At 65.9% G+C, this 290-nt stretch carries 1 protein-coding gene; it reads left to right on the top strand.

Features of this window, described 5'->3' with window-relative positions:
- Window positions 1-290 (top strand): tetrahydrofolate dehydrogenase/cyclohydrolase catalytic domain-containing protein (locus R2R70_RS19665; protein WP_410978846.1); only part of this gene is annotated, 290 nt, incomplete at both ends.

Below are 290 nucleotides of genomic sequence, written 5' to 3'. Positions count from 1 at the left end.
GGTGTATGTACGCAACAAGCTCAAGCGCACCGTCGTGTGTGGCATGCAGTCCTTCGAGCACGTGCTGCCAAGCGAGACCCGCAAAGCCGAGCTGCTGGCCCTGGTCGCCAGACTCAATGCAGACCCCGAGGTGCATGGCATCCTCGTCCAGCTGCCGCTGCCGGCGCATATCCAGGAAGACGCGGTGCTGGAGGCCATCGCCCCCGCCAAGGACGTCGACGGCTTCCATCGCATGAACGTCGGGGCGCTGGTGCAGGGCGCCGATGCCTTGGATGCTTCGGCGACCACCG

It is taken from the genome of Cobetia sp. SIMBA_158, from assembly GCF_046566945.1.
Classification (GTDB): Bacteria; Pseudomonadota; Gammaproteobacteria; order Pseudomonadales; family Halomonadaceae; genus Cobetia; species Cobetia amphilecti.
The sequence above is the reverse complement of the archived record's forward strand: the minus strand, read 5'-3'. Positions and strand labels throughout refer to the sequence as shown.